Source organism: uncultured Romboutsia sp. (assembly GCF_958366745.1).
Classification (GTDB): Bacteria; Bacillota; Clostridia; order Peptostreptococcales; family Peptostreptococcaceae; genus Romboutsia; species Romboutsia timonensis.
The window spans coordinates 1-6976 of sequence record NZ_CATXCO010000123.1; the positions used below are offsets into that span (position 1 = coordinate 1).

General features: G+C 29.7%; 4 protein-coding genes and 1 other annotated feature. All 4 genes read right to left on the reverse strand.

Features of this window, described 5'->3' with window-relative positions; genetic code table 11:
- Window positions 1-185 precede the first annotated feature (185 nt).
- On the reverse strand, window positions 186-1886 hold the full coding sequence (locus tag Q5F54_RS08795) for an AbgT family transporter (RefSeq protein ID WP_288524377.1): 1701 nt from the start codon (window positions 1884-1886) through the stop codon (window positions 186-188).
- 265 nt (window positions 1887-2151) lie between these two features.
- Window positions 2152-5259: an isoleucine--tRNA ligase gene (ileS, locus tag Q5F54_RS08800; protein WP_281538676.1), complete on the reverse strand. Its 3108-nt coding sequence runs from the start codon at window positions 5257-5259 to the stop codon at window positions 2152-2154.
- Window positions 5260-5372: 113 nt separating this feature from the next.
- Window positions 5373-5606: a binding site (T-box leader), on the reverse strand.
- A 73-nt stretch (window positions 5607-5679) separates the two neighbouring features.
- Entirely contained in the window at window positions 5680-6204 is a 525-nt protein-coding gene (locus Q5F54_RS08805; protein WP_071119631.1) for a DivIVA domain-containing protein, read from the reverse strand.
- Window positions 6205-6215: 11 nt separating this feature from the next.
- A complete protein-coding gene (locus Q5F54_RS08810; protein ID WP_302334255.1) occupies window positions 6216-6974 on the reverse strand; it encodes a YlmH/Sll1252 family protein in 759 nt (252 codons plus the stop codon).
- Window positions 6975-6976: the final 2 nt, after the last annotated feature.

Genomic DNA, 6976 nt, shown 5'->3' on the forward strand with positions numbered 1-6976 from the left:
CCAGTTGCTTAGTGATTCATAAGTAATTTGTCTGATTTAAATTGACAATTCAGGTTTAAAAAAATAAAGCACGAGACTAATTTACTAATCTCGTGCCGAATAATTATATTCGCAATTTTTATATACAATTTATATAATATATATTCTAAATTATATAAGTATAATTTTTTATTTATCAATATTAATTATATAAAGAATGTTGTCCCAGGACCTATTGGGAATCCTAATAATGCCCAAATTATAGCAAATGCAGTCCATCCAAATAAGAACGCCATAGATATTGGCATCATTGTTGATATTAAGTTACCAACACCAAATTCTTTTTTATATTTTTGACCAAATACTACTATAACTCCTAAGTAGCTCATAAGTGGAGATATTACATTTGTAGCTGAATCTCCTATACGATATATTAACTGAACACCTGCTGGTGTAAATCCTGCAACCATCAATATTGGTACAAATATTGGTGCAAGTAAGCCCCATTTAGAAGATGCTCCACCCATAAATAGGTTAACAAATGCTGTTAAAAATATAAATGCAACCATTAATACTATAGTCATAAACATATTACCTTGAGGTATCATTTCAACTAATTTAGCTCCCATTGATGCTATTAATATACCTATGTGAGAATCATTAAAATAATTTAAAAACTGTGCAACAAAGTATAATATAACTATTATAGGTGCCATATCTGCCATAGCTTTAACCATTGCTGGAACTACATCTGCAGGTTTAGCAAATTTACCTGACTTAAATCCATAAACTAATCCACTAGCAGCAAATATAACGAACATTATCATCATTACTATGTCACCTTGGAAAAATATAGAATTTAAGAATCCATCTACTTCTACTAATGCTGGTAATCCTTCAGCATTAGTTCCCCATAAAGGTACATTAGTTGATAAATCGCCTAATAAGAATATCTTATTTCCCTTATCTAAAGGTAAAGCTGCTAATACTATAAGTCCTAATACTACTAACATTACTTTATTAGTAAATTTAAAAGCTTTTATTTCCTTTTCAGTTTCATTGTGATTTTGATCTATGCTAGCTTCACTTTTATTGTATTTACCTAATCTTGGTTCTACAAACTTATCTATAACTAGAGTACCTAATAACATTATAACTGCAGTAGATGCCATCATAAAGAACCAGTTACTAGTTACTGATAGACTTCCTGCTAAATTAGTTCCTGCAAGTGCATCCCCAGTTTCAGCAGCTGCTTGCGTAAATGGTAATAATAATGCATCAGTTGAGCTTACAAAAAGATTTGCACTAAATCCTCCCGAAACTCCAGCAAATCCTGCTGCAAGACCTGCAAGTGGATGTCTACCTAAGGTATAATACATTAAAGCTGCAAGTGGTATAAGAACAACATACCCTGCATCTGATGCTAGATTTGACATAACTCCTAAGAAAATAACAACTGGTGTAACAAGTTTTACTGGTGTTGCTTTAACTACACTTTTCATTGCTATCGATAAGTATCCACTATGTTCCATAAGACCTATAGCTAACATTATTATAAGTATAGAACCTATAGCTTTCATATCCATAAAGTTATTTATAGCTGTTCCTATTATGTAAGAAAGACCATTTGAATATCTTTCTGATACAGTAGCACCACTAGCTCCAACTTTTAAAACTTCTATTGGTTCTTGACCTAGTAAGTTATTTATTGGGAAATCCCCCAGTGTTGTATGTGCTACAACCCCTAAACTACCTAATACTGCTGATGCTAATAATACAAATATAGAAATGTATATAAACATTAACACTGGATGCGGTAATTTATTTCCAAGCATTTCAATCTTATCCATAAACCCTTGGATTTTAGATTTTTTTTGTTTCGACTGTGACTTTACTCCTACGTCCATATATTGCCTCCTAATATCTATTAAATTTTCCCTTTGTATATATTTTATCATATTTTGATAGTATTTTAACATACTTTCTAAAACTTCTTAATTTATTATTAAATTTGCTTTAATTTATTAATTCTTTAAATTAATTTTATGTAAATTAATATATATTTATATAACTGTATTTTCTAACTTATCCTAGCTATTAAAAAGCTATATAATTCCCTTAAAGGTAAAAAATAAAACACCTTATGGAAATTTCCATAAGGTGTTTATAAAATTATTTTCTAGTAACCTTTATGCCAGTCATATGGTCATTTAAATTGTGTTTTTCTAAAGATTCATCATCTACTCTATTTATTTCTAAAGCTAAAGTTTCTGATTTTATATAATCTTTAAAGTTTTCTACAGCTTGAGCTATTTCATCATCACCGCAGAAATCTATATCGATATTATCTAATACATCAAAGTTACTTGCTTTTCTTATTTGTTGTATTTTAGATATAAATTCTCTTGCATATCCTTCTTCTATTAACTCTGTAGTTAATGTAGTATCTAATATAACGAATAAGTTATTTTCCATAGATACATTAAATCCTTCTTTAGCAGATATATTTACTAATACATGATCTTTGTTAAATTCAAAGTTTTCTCCATCTATATCTACAGTTAAAGTTTCTCCTACTTCAAGCTTTGGAGCAACTTCATTAGAATTTAATTTATTTAAAGCTCCAGCAAAGAATTTCATCTTAGCACCAAGTACAGGTCCTAATACTTTGAAGTTTGGCTTTAAGCTAAAGTTCATATATTCACCTAAATCTTTAGCGAATACAACTTCCTTAACATTAAGTTCTTCTTTTATAAGATCTACTACATCACTTATAGTATCTTTAAATTTACCATCTACTAATACTTTTTGTATTGGTTGACGTACTTTTATTCTTGTAGCTTCTCTAGATGCTCTACCTAAAGTAACTAAGTTTTTAACTAAATCCATTTTTTCTTCTAATTCTGGATTTATTAATTCTAAGTTAGCTTTTGGATAATTACTTAAATGTACAGATACTTCACCAGTTAAGTTTCTGTATATTTCTTCTGATATATAAGGAGCAAATGGAGCTATAAGTTGGCAAAGCTCTGTTAATATTTCATAAGTTGTGTTGTAAACTGATTTCTTATCTTCTGTTAATTCAGTAGCCCAGAATCTTCTTCTTGAACGTCTTATATACCAGTTAGATAAGTCTTCATTTATGAAATCTTGTATCATTCTTACAGTTTTATTTAATTCAAATATTTCTAAGTTTTCTTCAACTTCTTTCTTTAAGTTGTTAAACTTAGATAATATCCATCTATCTAATTCCGGTCTATTTTTGTAATCAACGAAGAAATCTTTAGGATTTACTTCATCTGTATTTGCGTATAACGTAAAGAAGTTATATACGTTTTTCATAGTTCCTAAGAACTTACTTTGAACTTCTTTTAATCCATCAACATCAAATCTTGTTGGAGTCCATGGTGGAGATACGTATAATAAGTACCATCTTAAAGCATCTGCTCCATATTGGTCAAATAACTCAAATGGGTTAACAGTATTTCCTCTAGACTTACTCATTTTCTTACCTTCTTTATCAAGTACAAGGTCATTAACTAAAACTCTCTTATATGGAGCTTTACCCATAACGAATGTAGATATAGCAAGTAATGAGTAGAACCATCCTCTAGTTTGATCTATTCCTTCACATATAAAGTCTGCTGGGAATAATTCTTCAAAGTTTTCTTTATTTTCAAATGGGTAGTGGTGTTGTGCAAATGGCATAGATCCACTATCGAACCAACAGTCTATAACTTCTGTTACTCTTGTCATTGGCTTTCCACAGCAATCACATTTTAAGTGTATATCATCAACATATGGTCTATGAAGTTCTACAGTTTCTGGATTTACATCTTCTATAGCCTTCTCTGCAAGTTCTGCCCTAGAACCAACTGATTGCTTATGACCACATTCACACTTCCATATATTAAGTGGAGTTCCCCAATATCTACTTCTAGATATAGCCCAGTCATTTAAGTTTTCTAACCAGTTACCAAATCTACCTTCACCAACGAAGTTTGGATACCATTCAACAGTGTTATTGTTAGCTATTAATTGGTCTTTTAATCTAGTCATTTCTATATACCAGCTTGGCTTAGCATAGTATACAAGTGGAGTTTGACATCTCCAGCAGTGTGGGTAGTTATGAGCTACTTTTTCTTTAGAGAATAATTTATTTTCATGAGCTAACCATTTTATTATCTCAACGTCTACGCCTTCCTCCATAACGAATTTACCTTCCCATGGAGTTGCTGTAAATTTACCACTTTCATCAACTGGTTGTAAAACTGGTAAGTTATATTTTCTACCTAAGTTATAGTCATCTTCACCAAATGCTGGTGCAGTATGAACTATACCTGTACCATCTTCAGTTGTAACATAATCACCACAAGTTACAAAGAATGCTTTTTCTTCAGTTGTAACGAAAGGCATTAATTGTTCATACTCAACATGTTCTAAATCTTTACCTTTCATTTCAGCTAATACTTCATAGTCTTCACCTAATACTTTGTTAGCTAATGCTTTAGCAACATAGTATACTTCATCATTTTGCTTAACTTTTACGTAGTCAACCTCTGGACCTACTGTTAATGCAACGTTTGATGGTAAAGTCCAAGGAGTAGTTGTCCATGCTAAGAAGTACTCATCTGCATCAACTCTCTTGAATTTAGCTATTACTGTATTATTTTTAACTTCCTTATATCCTTGAGCAACTTCGTGTGAAGCTAGTCCTGTCCCACATCTTGGGCAGTATGGAAGTATCTTATGACCTTCATAGATATATCCTTCTTTATTGAACTTATCTAGTATCCACCATACAGATTCTATATAGTTATTATCTAGAGTTATGTATGGATTATCTAAATCTATTTCATAAGCCATTCTTTCAGTCATTTCTCTCCATTGCTTTTCAAAAGAGAATACTGAATCTCTACATTTTTCATTAAACTTATCGATTCCATAAGCTTCTATTTGTTGCTTATCTGATAATCCTAATTCTTTCTCTACTTGTATTTCTACTGGTAAACCATGAGTATCCCATCCAGCTTTTCTTTTTACTTGATATCCGTTCATAGTCTTATATCTACAAACAGAATCCTTTAAAGTTCTAGCTATAACATGGTGTATTCCAGGATTTCCGTTTGCAGTTGGAGGTCCTTCATAAAATACGAAACTTGGATCATTTTTACCTTTTTCTAAAGTTTTCTCAAGTATATTTACTTCATTCCAATACTTAGAAACTTCTGCTTCTGCTTGCTTTACAGAACTGTCTACTAATGACTTAAATTTAGACATAAAATCACCCTTTCTAAAGTTTATATTTATAATTTTTATCTAATCTTAATAAGCTTAAACAAGATGTTTTAATAAATAATACTATTTTGAATATAAAAAAACTCGTCCCCTAAAAAAGGGACGAGTATTAATCGCGTTACCACCCTAATTTAATATATACTAAAATTTAAATTAATATATATTACACTCTATAGTTTAACGGCATTAACCGGCACAGCTTAATAAACAAATGTCTTTCAGCCTGCAGCTTAGGAGTGATATTCAACTTTATAAATTTATTGGCTCTCAGCTTATGCCAACTCTCTGTAAAATTATCTAAAGTCTACTGTCTCCATCATTGCTTTTAAAATAGTATTTTATTTTATAATAAAAATTTTATAATAATTTTTCTGAATAGTCAATGTTTTTTTGAATAATCTTTTAGTCTAAACTAGAAATTGCAGCTTCATTTTGTAAGTTATACATCATAGTATTTTCGAATCCACTAGGATTTTCATCTACATTATAGAATATTTCATCTATACTTTTTATTTCATCTTCTAGTAACGATTTAAATTTATTTCTAAATACTTTAAATTCCTTAACCATTAAATCATATTCTTTTCTTATCTCTATAACACTATTATTAGCTTGTTCTATAACTTGTCTCGCTTTTAAATCTGCTTCTTCAACTATAATTCTAGCTTTTTTATTAGCCGCATTGCAAGTATCTTCTGCAGCTCTTTGAGCAGTTATTAAAGTAGCATTCAATGTTTCTTCTATATTCTCATATTTATTAATTTGGTCTTGATATAACCTTACCTTTTCCTTTAACTCTGCATTTTCTCTATATAGTTGTTCATAGTCTTCTTTTACTAAGTCTAAGAATTCATCTACTTCCTCTTCTTTATAACCCCTTAATACTTTTTTAAATTCTTTATTTTCTATTTCTATTGGAGCTATCATCTATTTCCCTCCTATACTATTAACTTCGCTTGAACTTTTATTCTGCCTTTTTTTGTAATCTCTCCTACATTGATGATAATTGACCTACCCTTGCCTCTTACAGATATTAATGAATTATCTTCAACTTCTTTAGACGGCGAAGTTATTTTTTCATAGTTTACATGGACTCTTTCACCATTTATGTACTTTAAGCTATCTTGTCTTGATATATTATAAAGTCCACTTATTATACAATCTAACCTTTGTGATGAAACTGTAAAAGATATATCTTTGTAGTTTGGTGAATTTGGTATAATATCATCTCTAGAAATTTTTTTAACAATAACTTTATTCCTAGATACTTTATTTAAGTTTATAGTTAAAAAATCACATATACCACTAGTTACTACAACTTGGCAAAAATTTTCATGTATTATTATATCTCCTATTTTTTCTCTTACTATACCTAAGTTAAGTATCGCACCTAGATAGTCTTTATGAGATATTTCTTTAAATTTAAAGTTTCCCTCTACTTGAACTATCTCTAGAGGACATTCTATATCCTCATATTCCATATAGTATGGATATATAAATATAACTTTTCTTTCTGCATTGTCATACCCTCCATCCACACTATATTTAATATCATTAAATGAATTTAAAATAGCTATTGCATTTTTTATTTCATAGGGATTTAAAAAATCAGTACATTTTACATCATAATGTTTTAAGCAACTATTAGCTTTGTCTATTACTTTAAACATTTTATTTTTTAAATCTATGTCTTTTATAT